Source organism: Actinopolymorpha sp. NPDC004070 (assembly GCF_040610475.1).
Classification (GTDB): domain Bacteria; phylum Actinomycetota; class Actinomycetes; order Propionibacteriales; family Actinopolymorphaceae; genus Actinopolymorpha.
The window spans coordinates 1-18,385 of sequence record NZ_JBEXMJ010000001.1 but is presented as its reverse complement, the minus strand read 5'-3'; the positions used below and the strand labels follow the sequence as shown (position 1 = coordinate 18,385).

The following is an 18,385-nucleotide window of genomic DNA, read 5'->3' as shown; positions in this document are numbered from 1 at the left end:
CATCGCAAACAGGGACGGTGCGGCCTGGCGGATCGCGGGGCGGCGTCAGGCGTGCGACGCTGAGAGTCACAGCCCAGCCGTACGCACGAGATCCCGAGGGAGCCGACCGTGACGCAGACGCTCCTTCGGGGCCGCTCGGCCGAGGTGGACACGACGCTGCGGGTGCTCGCGGAGACGGCGACCACGGGCCGGTCCACCGTGCTGGTCGTCAGCGGCGAGGCCGGGCTCGGCAAGACCGCCCTGGTGGAGAGAGCGCGCGCCCAGGCCCAACGCGACGGCTTCACCGCCTGTGTGGGCAAGGCCGAGGAGTTGGACCGTATCTCACCGATGGCCACGCTGCTGCTGGCGCTGCGGGGCGGTCGCACACCATTACTGTCCGAAGGCGACCTGGCCGCGGTCGGCCCGCTGCTGGACCAGCAACTGTGGCTGGTCGACCGGATCGCCGCACCACTTGAGGAACGCGCCCAGCAGACGCCGATCCTCATCGCCGTCGACGACGTGCAGTGGGCCGATCCGCTCACGTTGTTCGCCCTGCGGCTGCTGCCGCCCCGGCTGTCCTCCTCGCCCATCGTGTGGCTGCTCACTGCCCGCGACACGCCGGCGACGAGTACCGAACTGTCCCAGGTGATACCGCGCGACCTGCCCGTCCATCAGATCACCCTGGAACCGTTGAGCCCGACCGCGATGAGGGAGCTCGCGACCGACCGCCTCGGCACCGAACCAGGTCCCCGGTTGGCTCGTCTACTCCAAGGCACGGCCGGAAACCCGTTCCTGGTGACCGAGTTGCTCGAAGGCGTGCTGAGCGAGGAGATGGTCGAGGGAGGCGACGTCACCGAGTCGGGTCCCGGCGTACCCACCAAACTTCGTACGGCGTTGCGAAGGCGGCTTTCCGGACCGTACAAGGACGTGTGGAGCCTGCTCCAGGCCGGCTCGGTCCTGGGCGGTACCTTCTCCATCGACGACGCGGCCGCGCTGCGGCGCGTACCCGTCTCCGATCTCCTCCCCAGCCTGCACGGCGCACTCGCCGAGGGCATGCTCGTCGACACCGGGCTGCACGTGACCTTCCGGCACGACCTGATCCGGGAGGCCGCCTACGAGGACCTGACCCCGACCGCGCGCCGCGTGCTGCACCGTTCCGCGGCCGAGCACCTGCTCGCCACCGGCCGTACTCCCGTCGACGCCGCGCACCATCTGATGGCGGGTGCATCGGCCGGTGACCGGGATGCCGCGAACGTCCTGCGCCGCGCGGCCGCCGAGGTGGCGCCGCAGTCTCCGACCACGGCGGTGAGCCTGATCACCCATGCCTACAACCTGCTGCCCCGTCGTGATCGGCTCCGCCTTGAGGTGGGGCAAGAGGTGGTTGACATCTTCGTCCGCGCGCGACGGGTGCAGGACGCCATCTTCACCGCCGACGAGCTTCTGCGTACGTCACCGGACGCAGAGACCGCCGCGCGCATTCATTCCCGGCTCGCCCGCCCGCTGTGGGATCTCGGTCTCGACGAGCGACTGCTGGACCGGGTCACCGAAGCGCTGGAACTGGACGGGATCTCCCCGCAGGTGCGTGCCCTGCTACTGGCGCAACGGGCACTTGCGCTGTCCCGGTCCGACGAACCCGACGCGGCCGTGCGCGCCGCTCATGTGGCCCTCGCCGACGCCGACGAGGCGGGAGACGTCGACGCGCGTACGACCGCCCTGCGGGCGCTCGGGCATGCCGCGGCCACCGACGGCCGGTACGCCGACGCGCTGGACTTCTTCCAGCAGGTACGCGCGGTCCACGGCGGACCTGCTCACGCTGGCGAGCTGCGCGCTCTGGCACTGCTCGACCGGTACGACGAGGCACGCGACGGCCTCAGCCGGTCCCGGCGCGAGGCTGAGGAACACGGCGGAACGTGGGAGGTGCCGGCGTTCGGCTGGTTGGAGGCGGCCGTCGACCTGGCTGCCAGCCGGTTGGACGAGGCGGAGGCCGGTGCGCGCACGATCGTACGACTGGCCGAGGACCTGCAGGAGTACGGCTACCGGCTCCAGGCGTACGCCCTGCTGACCCGCATCGCCCAACTGCGCGGCGACCTGCGGCAAGCCGGAGAGTACGCGGCCGAAGCCAGGCGGTGGACGAGGTCCGACGTCCGGCTGGCCTCTGCCCAGGGGACGCTGTCACACGCTCAGTGGCTGGACGCGTCCGGTGACGCCGCCGGCGCGACCCGACTACTCGCGGCGGCCGCGGACTCACCAGCCGCGCTCACCCGGCACACCGCCGCGGGTTACGCCGACCTGCCGACCGTCGTCCGCATCGCCTTGCGGGGCAAGGACACCGCACTCGCCCAGAGGGCTGCCCTGCTCGCCCAGCAGTACGCCGACCGCAATCCAGGGGTCGCGACCGCGGCAGGAAGCGCCCTGCACGCCAAGGCGTTGCTCGAGGACGACGTGGATCTGTTCGGTGAGGCGGTCGCCGTGCTGCGGGACAGCCCCCGGCTCCTCAGCCGCGCCTCGGCTGCCGAGGACCACGGCCGGGCGCTCGTCGCGCACGGACGCCGCGAGCTGGGTGTCGCGGAACTCGACCGGGCATGGGACGCCTACGTCGCCCTCGGCGCGACCGGTGAGGCACGCCGGGTCCAGCGCCGCCTCCAGTCGACCGGTGCACGTCGGCGCCGCTGGATGGCGACGACCCGTCGTCCCAGAACCGGCTGGGACGCGCTCACCGACACCGAACGCCGGGTCGCCTCCCTGGTGGCCGAGGGGCGTACGAATCGTGACGTCGCGCAGACACTGAGTCTGTCGCCGAACACCGTCGGCACCCACCTGCGCTCGATCTTCGGCAAGCTCGGCGTCAGCTCCCGGGTCCAGCTGACCCGGGAGGTCCTGAGCCGGCCGTGACCTGGACATTCCTCTACGAACGCGGATGATCCTCGCGGTCACACCCTGCGCAACACCGTCTTGACATAGGCGTACGAACGCGGACCATGCGCCGCCCCCGACGGGTTGGCCTCACCCGAACACGTGAGGCGGATGCACACCTTGCCGCGATCCCGGCGGTTCGGCCCTCACTCATTTGGCTCGAACTCGTGATTCACCCGATCACCCTCGCGCGCTTTCCTGGGTTGTGCAAGCAGAAAGCCCCACCGCACCAGGGACTTTCGACCCCAGTACGTAGTCCATCGCCCGCCCGTGGCCCGGGCCAGTCCCAGGCCGCCGCCCGACGACGAAAGCAACGCCGATGATCGTTACCATCCTGAGCGCCGTGGCCACCTCGATCGGCCTGGCACAGGCATGTGCCCTGCTCGACCAGACCCGCAAGCTGCGCCGCGCGGGCAGCGCGGACGAGGTCTCCGTCGCCTTCCTCACCGCATCGCTGGTGGGGAACGTGGTCTGGTTCGCGTACGGCGCGTTCCAGGTGGACCTCGCACTGTTGGCCGTCAACAGCGCGGGGCTGCTCGGCGGGGCCGCCACCCTCGGTACGGCGCTGCGGTTGCGCCGTCGTTGTCGGGCGGCCGCCAAGGCCTACGTGCGCGCTCGCGAGCCGCACCCCGTGCGAGTGACCGCGCGTCCCGCCGTATCCGCGGTCGTGAGCCGCAACGTCCCCAAGCCTCGCCGCGCGCAGGGGGTGCCCGCGCAGAAGCGGCAGAACTGCCGGATGGCCCCCGCACGGATCCCCGCGACGTCCGCACGCACCGTGTCAGCGCGCACCCAGACCCCGCACGACCAGCCGAGCCGGACCACGGCCGTCCCGGCGACAACGATCCCGGCCGAGGCGCCGTCTCCCGTCCTGGCCACACCGCACACGCACCGCTGGATGCGGCAGATGTGCACCCAGGTCGCCGCGGCCGTCTCGGCCTGACCAGCCGGCTGCCTGGCCCGTGAGGCTCCCGGGCCAGGCAGCCTCCAACCGGGCATCGGCCGGACCGCGACCAGGTTGGGATACTCGTCGGATGCCGGAACTGGTGACGACCCTCGCGGATCGCCCCGAACTCGAGGCGGCGATGTGGGCCATGCCTGACACGTGGCCGGTGTTCATGGGGCACGACGAGATCGCAGCCGCTCTGTTCCATCACGTGCCGTCCACGTTCCCGCATCTTTGCTTGGTCGCCACCGACGGCGATGAGGTGGTGGCACGGGCGTTCGCGGCTCCGTTCGCCCTCCACGCGGAACGCCGTGGCACGCTGCCGACGGGCGGCTGGGACCGCGCCCTGACCTGGGCCTTCCGCGACCATCGGGAGGGCACGAAGCCCGACACCGTGACCGCGCTGGAGATCGCGGTACGCCCGGACCACCTGGGCGCCGGGATGTCCCAGCACATGCTCGGCGCGCTACGGACAGCCGCGGCGGCCGCCGGCTTCGACGAACTCGTGGCACCGGTCCGCCCGAACGGCAAGCACGCCGAGCCACACACCCCGATGGCCGAGTACATCGCTCGTACTCGCGACGACGGGCTGCCCGTGGATCCTTGGCTGCGCACGCACGTACGCGCGGGCGCGACGATCGACTCGGTGGCCCCCAGGTCGATGGTGATAGCCGGCTCGCTCCGCGAGTGGAGGGAGTGGACCGGACTGCCGTTCGACGAGAGCGGCGAGGTGACGGTGCCCGAGGCGCTCGTCCCGGTGCAGTGCCAGGTCGAGCACGACTACGCGGTCTACGTCGAGCCGAACGTCTGGGTCCGCCACCGGCTGTCGGTCTGACCGGCGCCGCTCCGGTTGACAGTGTGCACTCGCCCAATCACGCTGACTGAAGGTTTGCAGCGACAGTGACGCCTCTGCGGCCGGGCCACTGTATGAGAGGGCGAGCCTCGGGTTTCAGAGCCTCCGAGCCTTAGCCCAACGACGCGGAGATCGACGTCATGGGGGCGCAGAACGGGGAGGTCCCGTCGCCGGAAGTTCCGTGCGATAGGCCCAGCGGCATATCGATGGACCGACTACGGACATGCATTGAAAGCGGCGCTGGTCTCGTAGTCGGTGAACACCTGCCCACGTGGACTCCACTTGACGGAAGTCCGCCTCCACCGGAACTGATTGTCCACGCCGACGGCCTCCGGCAGGTACTGCTCGACCGAGCGCTCAGTTCGCGAGCCGATCCACGCGGGCTCACGATCTACGGTGCCATCATCGTCGGCGAGATCGACCTGGACTTCGCCACGGTCATCTTTCCCCTTCGACTGATCTGTTGCCGAGTCACCGGGGTTGTCAAGCTCAGCTACACACACCTCTGCGAGCTGGCCCTCAGCGGGACCCACCTTCAAGGAATCGACCGACAAGGAAGGTGTCTGGCTGGTGACGGACTGAATGTGAGCCACGATCTCCGCCTGGACGAGAGATTGACCGCGGCCGGCGCCATCGCACTGCGGGGGGCGTACGTCGGAGGCCAGATCTATCTGGACGCCGCCGTTCTGAGAGGAGCAGACCGCGAAGGTAACAGTCTGCGCGCCAACGGGCTGCAAGCGATGAACAACGTCCTCGTGCGCAACCTATTGACTTCTGCCGGCGGGGTCATGATCGCCGGTGCACATGTCGGTGGCAAGCTGGACTTCAGCGGTACGACTCTGAACGGCTGCGACATTCAAGGAAACAGCCTGTCCGCCGACGGCTTGCTGGCGGACAACACCGTCGCGCTAGGAGCGGGATTCTCAGCGGCGGGAGCCATCCGTCTCCCCAGAGCCCGAATAGGCGGGTATCTCGACTTCAGCGACGCCTCGCTGAAGGGCACCGACCGGAACGGCGACAGCCTTGTCGGTGAGGGGCTCCACGCGAAGAACGCCGTGTTGCTCACCGGCGGGTTCACCGCGGTCGGTCGGGTGAACTTCGCGGCGGCGAGGATCACAAGTCTCGTCGTCGGAGCAAGTCGTAGTTCACTCCCGAGAGTCGGCGACATCACCGGCTGGCGGTTGGGAGACGTCCACGGTGTGATCCGTGATGACCGAAGCGCGGCGGCCGCGTGGCTGAGCCAGCAGTCCGCAGCGCAACCCTGGCAGGAACTCGCGGATATCTATGCACGTAACGGCCAGCCGACCGACGCACGGTGGATCCGCTACCGGTCCGCGGTGAACTCGACTCGGAACGCGAAGTTCTCGGCGAAGATCTCCCGGCAGGCCTACCGGTGGACCACCGGCCACGGCTACTACCCGGGCGTCGCCCTGGCCTGGCTCGCAGTCATCTTCTGCATCTCGTTCACCATGGCGCACTTCTGGGATGACGCCTTCACCACAACCCCGACGGCTGCGATCGAAGCTGATCTCGCAGCGCGTCGGCTGCCTCAGACCGGTCTCGCGCCGAACGCCCTGTGCAGGCCGCAATGGAAGCTCGACTGCCTCGACCCCGTGACCTTCGCGCTGAGCTCGACCTTCCCCGGCGTCGCGGAGGAGTCCGCGTGGGACCCGCCCGACAACGGCTGGATGCCGCCGCTGTTGTTCCTCCTGCGCCTGGCTGCCTGGGTGTTCACGGCCCTGCTGATCGCCGGCATAACCGGACTGTTGCACAAGCAGACCTAGTGGCGGCGCTGGTTGCCCGGCACCTTGCGTCGCCCGCGTCCACAAGCGGAACGGCCCGACCCGGACCAGGTCGTTGACCGGACCAGGCGCCGACCATAGCTTGCAGAACCGTGACCAACCGAAGGATCTCCCGTAGGTCGGTGCTGGGTGGTGCCGCGGCAGTTGCGGCGGGCGCGGCCGCGTCGTCGATGGCGTCACCGGCCCAGGCCTCAACTCGGCCTTCCATCGTGGAAGCGGTGCCGGTCACCGACTTCCTCGACTCGATCTGCGCCTGTGCACACATGGGGCAGGGCGTCGACGATCCCGCCCGCCTTGCGGACGCCCTGGCCTACACCGGCATCCGCAACATTCGCGACAGCGACAACGTGTCGGCAGCATTCGTGGACGAGCTGATCTCGGTGCACGAGCGGACCGGCGCCAGGTTCGTGATCGTGCGCAGTGGTCCTGACGAGGCGTGGCTGGCCGACCAGCTCGAGGCGTCCCGCCGGCTGGCCCGCGCCGGAGCCCTGCTCGCACTGGAGGGCCCGAACGAGCCGAACAACTGGGCGGTCACCTTCGACGGCGACACGTCCGTGTGGGACCAGGACTTCACTCCCGTCGCCCGCTGGCAGCTGGAGCTCTACCGACGCGTGAAGGCCGACCCGCTGCTGCGGCGCTTCCCGGTCCTCCACTCCAGCGAGGCCGGAGGCTCCGAGCCGAACAACGTCGGCCTGCAGTTCCTCACCATCCCCGAGGGTGCTGGAACGCTCATGCCTGCCGGTACGCAGTACGCCGACTTCGCCAACGTACACAACTACATCTGCCGCAAGCCCGCGATCATCGACAACATGGCGTGGGAGAACGCCTCTCCAGACTTCGAGGACTGGATCGACGGTATCTACGGCGAGTACGGCGTGACCTGGCGGGAGGGCTTTCCCGGATACACGGCGGCGGCGGACCGGGCAGCGCTGCCGAAGGTGTCCACCGAGACGGGCTGGGCCACCCAGGGCACGAACAGCCTCACCGAGGACGACCAGGGACGGCTGCTGCTCGCGCTCTACCTCTCGCAGTACTCCCGCGGTTACCAGCACACGTTCGTCTACATGCTTCGCGACGATCCCGCGCAGGGCTATTGGGGATTTGTCGACCCCGACTACCAGCCCAAGCGCTCGGGCATCTACCTGCACAACCTCACGTCGGTGCTGGCGGACAGCGCCGACTCGGCGCCCGCGGGCGGGCTGGCCTACTCGATCAGTGACCGTGCGCCCACCACCCACGACCTGTTGCTTCGCAGAAGTGACGGCGACTTCTTCCTCATGGTGTGGAGCGAGCGAGCCGCCGGCTCGGAGTCGGCCACCGTGCACCTCGCCGGCCCTCCGCGGCAGGTGCAGGTCTACGACCCGACGGCGGGTACGACACCGATCCAGACCTTCGCCGGGACGAAAACCGTGCCAGTGACGTTCACCGACTACGACGTCCGGATCCTCAGGGTCCAGGGCGGTGTTGCGGTCAGACGGCAGTCGTAGCCACCGCGGAGAACAGGCGTACGAGCCACACGCACACCTCCAACCGGCCCCGAGGAAAACGCCAGGAGGCACGCCCGACCACTGGCTGTGGCCTGGCGCGCCTCCGCTGCGACTGGGATCGATCTCACCTCCGGTGTGGGAGCGCTACCGCACGGATGATCTCCTGGGTCAGCTGGTTGCCGTTCGCGTCCTGTGCGTGGACGCGGAACGACAAGTAGCGGGACTTCGCCGGCGCGTTCGGCGGCAGGTCGACCGAGTAGCGGCCGTCGCCGTGACGGACGGTCCGCAGGTGCCGCCACCGGCCGCCATCGTCGTAGGAGACCTCGAACGTCAAACGGTTCACAGGAATGTTCACCCCCGCCTGGTGGCCGACCCTCACCTTCACCTGGTTCGACCCGCGCGCCGGCGGTGTCAGTTCGTTGCGCAGGTCGACCCCGACGTCGTACCCGAGGGTCAGCAGCGGCACTGGCTCGGCCGCGTCGGTGGCCGCGGACCGGAACGTCCACTCCGAGCGGCTGCGGGTGGACAGCTTGGCCCACCGTGCGCGGTTGGCCACGTCGAACGACATCCGGTAGGTGTCCTCGGACCCGGTGGGAAGTGTCACGTAGCCGAAGAGTCCACCGGGGATGTGTTCGGTCTCCCACACCGTCTCCTCACCCCGCGAGAGCCTGAACATCGTGGCGAAGCCGTCGTCGCCCTCGGTCGACGCCGCCACCGAGGGGTGGTTCGCGCCGTCCACCATCCCGACACCCTGGAACAGCGACGGGAACGACTCACCGAGCACCAGCCGGTCGCGGTCGCGCACGACCGGGAAGTTCGGGTTGAGGCCGGTGGCGACCGGTGCGCCGAGCCACGACTGGGTGGCGTGTTCGCGTGGCGCGTAGGTCGTCAGCGGGGTGTTCAGCTGGAGTTGCGCGACCTCCGGGTGCGGTTCGTGGTAGCCGTACGGCTGTTCGGGGGTCGTCATCACGTACGACCATCTCGTCGTGGGGTCCGACGTGTGGTAGACGACGCGCGAGCGCGGCGCTTCGTACAGCGGGCGCTGGAAGGTGATCGACATCTCGTCCTGCGGCCGGAAGGCGAACGCTCCCTCGCTGTAGGTGATCTGGTCGGTCGCCAGGCTGTGAATGTCCTCGTCGACGCGCACCAGGTCCGACCGATCGGCGCTGTAGTGCGGTCGCGCGGGGATACCGTGCCGCTCGGCGTAGACCAGGTCGTAGACGTAGGGGCTGGCCATGGTTCCCGTCGCCCGTACTGTCAACTTCCCCTTGCCGAGCAGACCGAGCAGCGCACCGCCTTCGGCTCCGGTGAGGCGTACCGTCGGCACCTTGAGCGCGAGGTCGGCGTAGCCACCTGGGTTGCCGTTGGCGCCGGGACTGTCGTTGTAGACCGCCACCATCCGCGCACCTGCATCGGCCGCGGCGTTCGACTGTTCGGCCACCGGCAGGTCGTCGCTGCGCCGGACGAGCGCCAGGGCGCCCTTCAGGTCAAGGCCGGCAAGGTCCTCGGGCCGCCCCTGACCCGCGTCGACCACGCGCAGGTTGGCCGAACCGTCGAGCACCGGGAACTGCTCGCTGAAGTCGCTGAACCAGTTCATCGGGTAGTACTGCGGGTCGAGCTTCACGTCCTTGGCTCCCGGCACCGACAGGGTGACGTTCGGCGCCTCCAGCCGCCACCTCGAGGTGGCCTCGAAGGACCCGAGCGACGGGTCACCCATCGGCTGCACGAAGAAGCGTTCCTCGCCCTGCGACCCGGGTGCGTTGAGGACGGCGTCACTGGCGACCGTGCCGTCGGGAGCCGTGCGGTACCACCTGAGTTCGACGGCGCCGCCGAGGTTGGCCCTGGCCTCCGGGTTCGCCGGGGTGTCAACCTTGACCTCGACCGCCTTGCGAGCGTCGAGGGTCAGCGTGGTGTCATCGGTGATCTTCAGCTCCGGGTCGCCGACCAGTGATGTGTCGAGGCCGTCGCCGTAGCCGTTCGACGGTACGTCGGCAGGACGCGTGTGGACGAAGGCCAGCACCGAGTACGTACCGGCCGGCACCCGCACACAGACCTCGATCGTCGGATCCTCGGCCCTGCACGTCTTCGTCATCGTCTCGCCGGTGTCGACATCGACGACGGGCGAGCCGTTGAGGGAACCGACCCAGGCCAGCGCGGGCCGGCCGTCGCGGGCAATGCCCTTGAGCCGCAGGTCGAACAGCTGCGGCTGGCCCACGAACCCGGTCGGCGTGTGCAGCGACTGCGCACCCGGAACGTCCGCCACCAGGACTCCGGTGTAGCTGCCGGGCTCGGCGGTTCCCGGGTCGACGACGACCTTGGCCGTGCCGACCGTGCCGGGCTGGACGGTCAGCTGGGACGGTTCCACCGACGCGTAGCCGACCTGGGCGCCGGTCTCGTCCCGAAGCTGGACGTGCAGGTTCAGCGTCACCGGCTGGCCGGAGACGTTGCGGTAGCTCACGTCGCGGTCCACGGGGGCGGTCCCGCCGCCGGCCTTCAGCGCGACGACGCCGAAGTCAAGCGACCCTTGCTCGGCGAGCACCGGACTCTTCAGCACGCGGGCCACGTCGACCCGGCCGGCGCCCTGCTGGTACTCCCGCAGCCCCGCGGTGGGCACGGCGGTGGACATCAGCGCGGCCTTGAGTTCCGTGCCGGTCAGCTCGGGACGGGCCTGCGACAACAGGGCCGCGGCGCCGGCCACGTGCGGGGTCGCCATGGACGTTCCGGACAGCTCGAGGTACGGCCCCGATCCGCCGAGCTGGGCGTCCTTGGCACGGGCGGCCCAGATACCCACACCGGGCGCGGTGATGTCCGGCTTGAGGGCGAGGTTGACGGGACCGGGACCGCGGCTGGAGAAGTCGGCGAGTTGGTCCTGCCGGTCCACCGCACCGACCGTCAGCGCGCTCGGCGCGTCGCCGGGCGCCAGCACGCACGCGTCGCATCCGTTGTTGCCGGCCGCGACGACGAACAACGTGCCGTCCTCGCTGCTCAACCGGTCGACGGCCGCCGTCACGAGGTTGCTGCCGTACTCGGAAGGATCCGAGCCGAGGCTCATGTTCACGATGTCGGCATGCTCGACGCCGGCGGCCCACTCCATCCCGTCGATGATCCAGGACGTGGCGCCGTAACCGTCGTCACCCAGGACCTTGCCGTTGACAAGGTCCGCGCCGTACGCGACGCCCTTGCGGGCACCGTCGGAGGCCGCGCCCGATCCACCGACGATCGACGCGACGTGCGTGCCGTGCCCGAACCTGTCGCCGGCGTCCCCGGTGTCGGTGAAGTTGTGCGAGGCGCTGACCCGGCCGGCCAGATCCGGGTGGGTGGTGTCGCTGCCGGTGTCGAGTACGGCGACCTTCACCCCGGCGCCGGTGTAGCCGGCGTCCCAGGCGGCAGGTGCGTCGATCTGCTTCGTACTCCGGTCCAAGGCCACCCTGACCCGCGCGTCCAGCCAGATCTTCCGTACGCCCGCAAGCGGTCCGGCCTGCGCAGCGGTCAGTGACGACGTACGCCGGCCGGTCTTCTGCGCGGCCTCGGCGAGTTCGAACACCGCCTTCCCCAGCTTGGCCACCTCGTCCTTGGCGACCTCGGTGGCGACGCCGTCCACACTGTCGAGCACGCGACGCTCACGGCCCCCGGGGACTGTCTTCGTGCGGTAGGTGCGCGGCGCGTTCTTCGGATAGGTGAGGATCAGCGGAAGAGTCCGGCTGGCCGCGTCGTCGTAGCCCTGCTTCGCCAGCGCCGTCACGTCGAACAGCGCCGGGTCGAGTACGTCCGACCGCAGCAGAGGGCCGATGTCGGTGGGGATGACGGACGTCCGGCCGTCCCTCGTGCTGACCTGGAACTGCGGAACGACACCGCTGGGCCGCGGCGCAGGCTCCACCGTCGCGGTCGTCCGTCCACCCCCGACCGAGCGGAGCCGGACGCGGTCCCCGGTGATCAGGGTGACGGTCGCGGGCTCCGAAGACGCCACGGGCGGCGTACTGGCGTTGGTCGCGTTGGTCGCGTTGGTCGCGGTCGCCGCCGTCGTGCTCGTGGTCGTCGTAGCCGTGGCGGGTTCGACCGAGGTTGCCGCCGCGGCCACCGTCCCGGGGTGCCCGGGAGATCCGGCCACCGCGAGCGCGACCACCGCCGACGCCGCGAGCACTCGGGGAAGGACGCGGCGAAGAGCTCCGGAACGGGCACTCGGACGAAGACGGAGAACGACCTGACGGCCGAGGGCCCGACCGGCCATGGCATGACCTCTTTCTTGCGTTGTCACAGGGGTTCGAAGCTCTCGTCGTCGGCCGACTCGTCGTCGATGTACGACGGGGCGGGGTCGGCATCAGCATTCGGCGAAGGAGCATCGGGCTCGGGCGGATCCGTCCACGGCAGAGCGCGCCGCCCGCTCGGGTCCGAGGGCACCGGCGTCACCGAGTCGCCTGAGGCCGAGTCGCCTGAGCCCGAGTCACCTGCGCACAAGTCACCTGCGCCCGGCTCGTCGTGCCGGCCCTCGTACTGCTGGTTTTTCTGATCGTCACCCTGGTCACCGCCCACCCGAACACGATGGGGTCTGGCTGAACTTTCAGCGACCGGGCAGATGACCTATTGGTTGTCCGGTTCCGGCAGCGGCACCTGCGGACGAGCTACCGTACGGCCGGCCACACGGTCCACCGCGATCAGGCCGGCCTCCGAGGCGGCGATCGCCGCAGCCGTACGCGTGGACACGCCCAGCTTGCGCGTCGCGGCGCGCAGATGATGGCCGACCGTACGCGGCGACAGGAACAGCGTCTCGCCGATCTGCCGGTTCGTCAGCCCCCGGGCGACCAGGCCGACCACCTCCAGCTCCCGCGGCGACAGCTGGTCGCCGTAGCCGCGCGGGCCCCGCCGCCAGGTCCGGGCCACCTCGACTCCGTGGTGACGTAGTAGCCGCGCCACCCGGTCGGCGTCCCATCGCGCACCCAGCGACCGCAGGTCCCGCTCGGTCTCGGTCAACCGCGCGAGACCCCGGCGTTCCTCGCCCGCGGCGACCAGGCACCGGCCCTCCCCTTCCCTGGCGAGAAGTTCGTCGTACGGACGGGGCAGAGCCCGCCACGCCGAGCCGGCGTCGGCGAACAGCGCGGCCGCCTCGCCCACCCGCCCTCGCGCCTCGGCGACGACCGCCCGGCACACCGTCAGCGCGGCCGCCGGCGCGGGTCCTCCGCGGCCACCCAGTCCGGCGTCGAGCCTGCCCACCATGTCCGCGGCCCGATCGACCTGACCGCCGCCGATCAGCGCGGCCACCGCCACCGGTGCGATGTCGGTGGCCCACCACCACACGCCCTTGCGCTCGATCGTGGTGACGTCCCCCGCGAGCACCGCCAGCGCCTCGTCGTTCGCGCCCTCGGCGACGTGCAGCCGGGCCAGCGCCGCCGCGGCCGGCATGGCCAGCGGGTCGACCACCCCGAGCCGGGCGTACTCCTCCGTGACCTCGGTGAGGTGCCGCCGTGCGGTGTCGCGTTCGCTGCGGGCGAGGGCCACCAGCCCGAGGATCTGCCGTGCCTGCAGCTGGTCCAGCGTCACCGACGTCTCCGAGGTGGCCAGCTCGTTCGCCACGGTGTCGAGGTCGCCCCAGTTGCCGGTGTGCCAGTCGAGGAACGCTTCGGTGACGCGGACGGTCGCCCGCAGCCGCTGGTAGTCCGCGGCCTGCAGGTGTTCCAGGGCGGACGCCAGCCGCGGGCGTACCTCGTCGTAGCGCCCCCACACCACCGCGAGCTGGGCGGCGTTCAGCAGACCCCGCGCGACGACCAACCGCTCCGGAGGGCTGGCGGCCTCCCGCGGAAGCTCCGCCACCGCCTGCCATCCGGCTTCCTCGCCCAGCAGCAGCAGGCAGCTCGCACGGTTGACGGCGAACGACAGCCGGTCGACCTCGGAGGTCGACGCGGGCAGCGCCTGCGTCCCGCGTTCCAGCCATTCCAGGTGACGAGCGGCCGGCCAGTCCGGGACCAGCGGCATGGCCAGGTTGAGCATCGCGCGCATGGCGAGGTCGGGACGGTGCCCGAGGTCGTCGACAGCCGCCTCGATCACGGCGTAGGCCTCGGGTTCCTCGCTGATCTCGCGCAGCATCCGGCCCAGCAGCAGCCGAAGCTCTCCTCGTGCGGCCGGCGTGGCGACGCCGGCGGCCAGGGCGTTTCGCAGCGCGTCGACGACCTGTGCCGCGAGGTCCCCGAGGGCGGCGGTGCCCAGGTGGGCCGCCTCCCCGAGCTTGCGGGCCAGTCGGGTACGCCGGTCGACCGGGTGGTCGCCGGCCGCCAGCAGCTCGAGCAGCACGGTGACGGCGAACCGGTCGTCGCCGGACTCCAGCGCGAGGTCGGCGCTCGCCTCCGCGTACTCCGTCCACGCCTCGTGCTCCCCCGCCTCCCGGAAGTGCCGGGCCAGTCGCGCCACCGGCGGCGGGTCGAGGCGCCGCAGCCGCTCGGCCGCCTTCCTGTGCAGGTGGCGGCGGCGCGAGACGGGGATGGCCTCGTCCACGGCCTGTGAGGCGAGTACGTGCCGGAACACGAACCGGCCCGGCCCGGCTTCGCGCAACAGACCCGACGTCAACGCGGCGGCCACCCCACGCCGTCCGGCCTCCGCGTCCAGCCCCGGCACCTCGGTGAGCGTCGGCTCGTCGGCGGGGGTGGCCAGGACCGCGGCCGCCTCCAGCACCGCGCGGGTCTCCGGGGCCTGGCGTTCCACGCGTTCGAGTACGGAGTCGCGCACGGTCGGCGGCACCTGAAGCTCGTCGAGCACCCGGCGGGTCCACTGTCCGCCCCGCTCGACGATGTCCCGGCGGTCGCGCAGCAGGTGCAGGCACTCCTCCAGGGCGAGCGGCAGACCGTCCGTACGCGCGTGCAGGAACTCCGCGAACTGCTCCGACACCTGCTCGGTGGCGAACATCGCCGCCACCAGGTCCCGCGTACCGCCGACGTCGAGAGGCTGCAGGTCGATCCGCAGCTGGGCCATGCCCACCGGTCGCCTGGTCACCAGCCGCCGCAGCAGAGAACCCGCCGGCACGTCCGCCGGCCGGTAGGTGAGCACCACAGGGATGCGGGTGTGACCGGTGGCGTACGTCGTCAACAGCCACTCCCACGTCGCGGTGTCGGCCCAGTGGACGTCCTCCACCACCAGCACGTCCACCCGCAGGCACTCCAGCAGTTCGGCGAACGCGCGGAACAGCCGGTGCCTGGTGGCGATCGGATCGGTGAGTACGTCCACCGCGGGTGGCAACCGGTCGGCGAGCTCGGGAAACACCGGGCGCAGCGCGCCGCCCAGCGGGCTCAACCCCAGTGGGCCCTCCGGTGGGATCAGCCGTCGTACGCCGTCCACCACCGGTCCCAGCGGGAAGGGCTCCGGCAGCGGCGGGCAGGCCGCGGCCAACACGACCCGACCACTCAACGCGGGCGAGGCCAGGCATTCGCGGACCAGGCGGGACTTGCCGACGCCGGCCTCACCCCCGACCAGCACCATCGCGGCCGGTCCCCGCAGTGCATCGACGAAGGCGCCCACCTCGGCCGTCCGCCCGACGAACGCCGAACCCGGCGTGGCCAGCAGTGAGGTGGGTGCCGCTGCCGACGTCGTTGTCGAGGCTGTCGGCGTCGTGGCTGTCGGTTTCGATGCTGTCGACGCTCTCGGTGTCGACGCTGCCCCGGTCGGCCGTACCGCACACATCGCTCGAACGTACTACGGCGATGGCCGCGCCCGGCACCCTAATCCGGTTGCCTCCCGCGTGCGGCCTCGACAGACTCCGCGACGTGGAGGACGACGAACTGACGCGGTTACTGACGAACGAGCGCTACCCCCGCTCCGGGCGCTACTCCGCCCGCTGGATGGTCGACAACGCGATGGGGCCGAACCCCGTGTGGCTGGCCGAGGCCTTGGCGGAGGTCATGCCGCTCAAGCCCGGCATGCGGGTTCTGGACATGGGGTGTGGGACGGCGCTCACCTCGATCTTCCTTGCCCGGGAGTACGACGTGCGGGTGTGGGCCACCGACCTGTGGATCGACGCCGCGCAGAACTGGTCCCGCATCGAGGAGGCCGACCTACGTGGCCGGGTGCATCCGGTGCACGCCGAGGCACACGCACTTCCTTTCGAGGAAGGCTTCTTCGACGCCCTGGTCAGCATCGACTCCTATCACTACTTCGGCACCGACGACCTGTATCTCGGCTACTACGCGGGGTTCGTCAAGCCCGGCGGTGCGATCGGCATGGTGGTCCCCGGCCTCGCCGAGGAACCCGCGTCGTATCCGCCGGCACATCTGGCGCCCTACTGGAAGTGGGACTTCTGCTCCTTTCACAGCCCGGACTGGTGGCGCCGGCACTGGGAGAAGACCGGCCTGGTCGACGTCGACCTCGCCGACCGGCTGCCCGGCGGCTGGGCGGACTGGCTGCGCTGGAACGAGGTGTGCGACCGCGACTGGGGCGAACCGCGTGAGGATGCGGAGATGCTGCGTGTCGATCAGGGACGGCTGCTGGGCTTCAGCCGGGTGGTCGCGCGGCGACGTTGAGAGCTCCGGGGTGCGTCCAGCCGTCAACCGGAGGTTGGCAGCGACGAGGAAACCGCGGGCCTGGCTGGGATCGTTCCCACGGCCGGTGCCGCCTTCCCGAGAGTACGCAGGGCAGCGTCGGCCCAGGGGCCCTGCACGAGAACGACCACGTGGTCCAGACCGAGTTCGGCCAGGGCCGCGCAGCGTTCGGCGATCTGGTCCGGCGCCTCCTCGGCTCCGAGCCGCGTGCTGACGGTCTTCTCGATGTCGCCATAGGGGCGTCCGATCTCGGCTCAGTGCTCGGGCGTTCGAGTTGGTGATGGCGTCCGTCGAAGGCACGCTGGTCGCCTGCCCACATCTGCAGTGCGAGGCGCAGCGTGTGCTCCAGATGCTCGAAGCGTTCCCTCGTCGGCGGTAGCGGCAGCCCCATCCAGCACGCCTCCTCCTCGTGGTAGCCGGCTCCGATACCGAGCCACGCCCTGCCACCGGAAAGGACGTCGAGGGTCGTCACGGCCTTGATCAGCAATGCCGGTGGCCGAAAGGTCCCGGCGGTGGCCGAAGGTCGCGGCGGTGACCGCCGTGCCCAGGCGCACCCGGCGTGACCGGGCAGCGAGGAACCCGAGCGTAGGGCGCGCCCGGCATCTCGTCCTCCGGCGAGGTGCCGGGCGCGCCCTGGAGCAGGTGGTCGGGCACCCACACGGTGTCCAGGCCGAGTTCGTCGGCGACGTGCACGACCTCACCCAGATGGCCGGCCAGCCGGCTCGGCCCGTCGGGCCAGGTGTCGCCCGGGCCACCGATCGGCCTGCAGCTGACCAACACCTCGTGCGCCGTCAGCCGGGCGTTCGACGCTGCGCTGGCCGCTGCCGGTGGCTCGCTGCCGACCTGGCAGGTCCTGCTGGCGTTGAAGACGTGATCGACTGCGAACCAACGTGAGCTCGCGGCCGCCGTGGGCATCCAGGGAGCGACCCTGACCCACCACCTCAACGCCATGGAGTCCGACGGCCTACTGACCCGCCGACGCGAGCCGTCCAATCGGCGGGTTCACCTTGTCGAGCTCACCGACGAAGGCGAGGCGGCGTTCCACCGGCTCCGGGATGTCGCCGTCGCCCACGACCGTCGGCTTCGAGCCGGCCTGGACGATCGCGAACTCGACGTCGCACGGGACGTCCTGGCTAGCATGTTGGCGAACGTCACCGAAGCCGCTTCGGCCGGCGACCACTAACCTCTGGCGCCGTCGACCGGCTTCACGTCGGCTTACGCGGGCTTCATGGGCGAAGGATGCGCTGCTGCGGGTCCACCCACTCCGGCGGCACGTACTCCGGGTGGCCGTGGGTGCCCATGCGGACTTGCCATCCTTTGTGGTGGACGGTGACGTGGTGGTAGCGGCACAACAGCACGCCGTTCGCGAGATCCGTCGGGCCGCCGTGGTCCCAGGCGGTCATGTGATGGGTGATGCAGCGTGGTTCGGGGATGTTGCAGCCGGGGAAGTGGCAGTGGCTGCCGTCGCGGATCGCGAGGGCTCGCCGCTGGTGTTCCTTGAAGAACCGGTCGGAGCGGCCGAGGTCGAGGACGTGCCCGTCTCCTGCGAGGACGACGGGGATGAGGTCGGCCTCGCACGCCAGCCGTCGCACGGTGGCGGCGGAGATGGGTGTGCCGTCGGTGCCGAGGTAGCGGGCCGATCCGCCGCCTCCGCATTTCGGGCACCCGTCGTGCGGGTCGATATTCGGTTGTGGGCTTTGGCCGGGTGTTCGGGGTGGTGGGATCCCGTCCGCGAGCGAACCTGTGTCGGGTGATGGCTGTTTCGGCTTACCTGCTTGTCCTCCTGGGCCTTCGTCTTGGCCTGCTGCCTCCCGCGGTGTCGGTTCACCGGCGTGGCCAGGCTTCTTGGCCGCACTCCCAGCGGTGTTGGTCGCCTTCGCAGTCCCGTACTT

General features: G+C 70.5%; 12 protein-coding genes. 7 read left to right on the top strand and 5 right to left on the bottom strand.

The genetic code is table 11. The features are described 5' to 3' along the window. Positions 1-108: 108 nt before the first annotated feature. The 5 genes from ABZV93_RS00060 to ABZV93_RS00040 all read left to right on the top strand — a co-directional run bounded on the left by ABZV93_RS00060 (position 109) and on the right by ABZV93_RS00040 (position 7,977). Positions 109-2,871, top strand: coding sequence for an AAA family ATPase (locus tag ABZV93_RS00060; RefSeq protein WP_354927749.1), 2,763 nt, complete (start codon positions 109-111; stop codon positions 2,869-2,871). 340 nt (positions 2,872-3,211) lie between these two features. Further along, complete coding sequence (locus ABZV93_RS00055) at positions 3,212-3,832, top strand: SemiSWEET family transporter (protein ID WP_354927746.1); 621 nt, start codon at positions 3,212-3,214, stop codon at positions 3,830-3,832. A 91-nt stretch (positions 3,833-3,923) separates the two neighbouring features. Beyond that, positions 3,924-4,670 (top strand): N-acetyltransferase, encoded by a 747-nt coding sequence (locus ABZV93_RS00050; RefSeq protein ID WP_354927743.1) that lies wholly within the window; start codon positions 3,924-3,926, stop codon positions 4,668-4,670. 158 nt (positions 4,671-4,828) lie between these two features. Then, a complete protein-coding gene (locus tag ABZV93_RS00045; RefSeq protein WP_354927740.1) occupies positions 4,829-6,472 on the top strand; it encodes a hypothetical protein in 1,644 nt (547 codons plus the stop codon). Between the two features lie 236 nt (positions 6,473-6,708). Continuing rightward, positions 6,709-7,977 (top strand): hypothetical protein, encoded by a 1,269-nt coding sequence (locus ABZV93_RS00040; RefSeq protein WP_354927737.1) that lies wholly within the window; start codon positions 6,709-6,711, stop codon positions 7,975-7,977. Between the two features lie 124 nt (positions 7,978-8,101). Here ABZV93_RS00040 and ABZV93_RS00035 read toward each other — a convergent pair whose 3' ends face one another. Then, positions 8,102-12,118 (bottom strand): S8 family serine peptidase, encoded by a 4,017-nt coding sequence (locus ABZV93_RS00035; protein ID WP_354927734.1) that lies wholly within the window; start codon positions 12,116-12,118, stop codon positions 8,102-8,104. 437 nt (positions 12,119-12,555) lie between these two features. Then, positions 12,556-15,639, bottom strand: a complete 3,084-nt coding sequence (locus ABZV93_RS00030) for an AAA family ATPase (RefSeq protein WP_354927731.1) — start codon at positions 15,637-15,639, stop codon at positions 12,556-12,558. Positions 15,640-15,722: 83 nt separating this feature from the next. Between ABZV93_RS00030 and ABZV93_RS00025 the strand changes: the two genes are divergently transcribed. After that, the gene (locus ABZV93_RS00025; protein WP_354927728.1) at positions 15,723-16,475 is read left to right on the top strand and encodes a methyltransferase domain-containing protein; all 753 of its coding nucleotides are present in this window, start codon (positions 15,723-15,725) and stop codon (positions 16,473-16,475) included. On the opposite strand, the gene ABZV93_RS00020 is transcribed toward ABZV93_RS00025, so the two are convergent. Both ABZV93_RS00020 and ABZV93_RS00015 read right to left on the bottom strand, forming a co-directional pair. Continuing rightward, positions 16,447-16,965: an LLM class flavin-dependent oxidoreductase gene (locus ABZV93_RS00020; protein ID WP_354927725.1), complete on the bottom strand. Its 519-nt coding sequence runs from the start codon at positions 16,963-16,965 to the stop codon at positions 16,447-16,449. The genes ABZV93_RS00025 and ABZV93_RS00020 overlap by 29 nt on opposite strands. Before the next feature lie 8 nt (positions 16,966-16,973). Then, positions 16,974-17,408, bottom strand: a complete 435-nt coding sequence (locus ABZV93_RS00015; protein ID WP_354927722.1) for a hypothetical protein — start codon at positions 17,406-17,408, stop codon at positions 16,974-16,976. Between ABZV93_RS00015 and ABZV93_RS00010 the strand changes: the two genes are divergently transcribed. Next, the gene (locus tag ABZV93_RS00010; RefSeq protein ID WP_354927719.1) at positions 17,401-17,676 is read left to right on the top strand and encodes a hypothetical protein; all 276 of its coding nucleotides are present in this window, start codon (positions 17,401-17,403) and stop codon (positions 17,674-17,676) included. The genes ABZV93_RS00015 and ABZV93_RS00010 overlap by 8 nt on opposite strands. Before the next feature lie 43 nt (positions 17,677-17,719). Here ABZV93_RS00010 and ABZV93_RS00005 read toward each other — a convergent pair. Further along, positions 17,720-18,385 (bottom strand): DUF222 domain-containing protein (locus ABZV93_RS00005; RefSeq protein ID WP_354927716.1); only part of this gene is annotated, 666 nt, incomplete at its 5' end.

Bases quoted from the DNA above. Each gene is read 5' to 3' on its own strand.
- ABZV93_RS00045 (WP_354927740.1), top strand. From the start codon at position 4,829: ATGGGGGCGCAGAACGGGGAGGTCCCGTCGCCGGAAGTTCCGTGCGAT.
- ABZV93_RS00055 (WP_354927746.1), top strand. From the start codon at position 3,212: ATGATCGTTACCATCCTGAGCGCCGTGGCCACCTCGATCGGCCTGGCA.
- ABZV93_RS00050 (WP_354927743.1), top strand. From the start codon at position 3,924: ATGCCGGAACTGGTGACGACCCTCGCGGATCGCCCCGAACTCGAGGCG.
- ABZV93_RS00015 (WP_354927722.1), bottom strand. From the start codon at position 17,408: ATGCCCACGGCGGCCGCGAGCTCACGTTGGTTCGCAGTCGATCACGTC.
- ABZV93_RS00030 (WP_354927731.1), bottom strand. From the start codon at position 15,639: ATGTGTGCGGTACGGCCGACCGGGGCAGCGTCGACACCGAGAGCGTCG.